Source organism: Mesorhizobium sp. M5C.F.Ca.IN.020.32.2.1 (assembly GCF_004023105.1).
Taxonomy (GTDB): Bacteria; Pseudomonadota; Alphaproteobacteria; order Rhizobiales; family Rhizobiaceae; genus Mesorhizobium; species Mesorhizobium wenxiniae.
In genome coordinates this window covers 1-1,055 of sequence record NZ_RZSX01001350.1, presented here as the reverse complement: position 1 = coordinate 1,055, position 1,055 = coordinate 1, and the positions used below count along the sequence as shown (strand labels likewise).

General features: G+C 62.9%; 1 protein-coding gene. It reads left to right on the top strand.

Translation table 11 applies throughout. The annotated features are described in order from the left end of the window. Window positions 1–1,055 (top strand): esterase-like activity of phytase family protein (locus EOA86_RS35900; RefSeq protein WP_164892378.1); only part of this gene is annotated, 1,055 nt, incomplete at both ends.

Here is a 1,055-nt window from a genome sequence, read left to right as displayed (position 1 = left end):
GAACGACGGAGAAATTCCGCAGATGCCGGCGGGCGACCTCAAGATTTTCACGATGACCGAAGGCCAGCCTGATTGCGCGACGATGAAGAGCGTGAACCTGGCGGGCATTGCCGAAGTTGCGGCGGAAGATCCGGAGCCGGAATTCGTCGCCTTCAACGAGGCCGGCGAAATAGCGGTCACGCTGCAGGAAAACAATCACATCGCCATCGTCAACGCCGAAACCGGCGCGATCGTCACGCACTTCTCCGCAGGCTCCGTCACGCTGGACAAGATCGACACCAAGAAGAACGGCGCCTTTTCTTTCGACGGCAAAATCGAAAACGTCGCACGCGAACCCGACGCCGTGAAATGGCTCGACAATGATCGTCTCGTCGTCGCCAACGAAGGTGACTACAAAGGCGGCTCGCGCGGCTTCACGATCTTCAGCAAGAAGGGCGAGGTTCTCTACGAATCCGGTCCGTCCTTCGAGTACCAGGTCGCCAATGCCGGCCATTATCCCGACGCCCGCAACAAGAAGGGCGTCGAGCCGGAAGGTCTCGACACCGGCACGTTCGGCGAGGACAGGCTGGTTTTCGTCGCCTCGGAGCGCGGCTCCGTCGTCGGCGTCTACAACAACGCGGGTGCTGAGCCTCAGTTCGTCCAGATCCTGCCGTCCGGCATCGGTCCGGAAGGCCTGATCGCGATCCCGTCGCGCAATCTCCTGGTCACCGCCAACGAGGCCGACCTGGTCGAGGACGGGCTCGCCCGCTCGCACGTGATGATCTACGAGCGTTCCGAAGGTCCCGCCACTTACCCGATGATCACGGCAAAGCCCACGGCAGACGGCACGCCGCTCGGCTGGGGTGCGCTTTCGGCGCTCGCCGCCGGCGATGCTGCCGGCAAGCTGTTCGCTGCCTCGGACTCGTTCTACGCCAACGCGCCCTCGATCTTCGAGATCGATGCCACCCAGACGCCGGCGCTGATCACCGGCAAGACGATCGTCACGCGTGATGGCCACCCTGCACAGAAGATCGACATCGAGGGTCTTGTCGCCGACGGTGAAGGCGGCTTTTGGC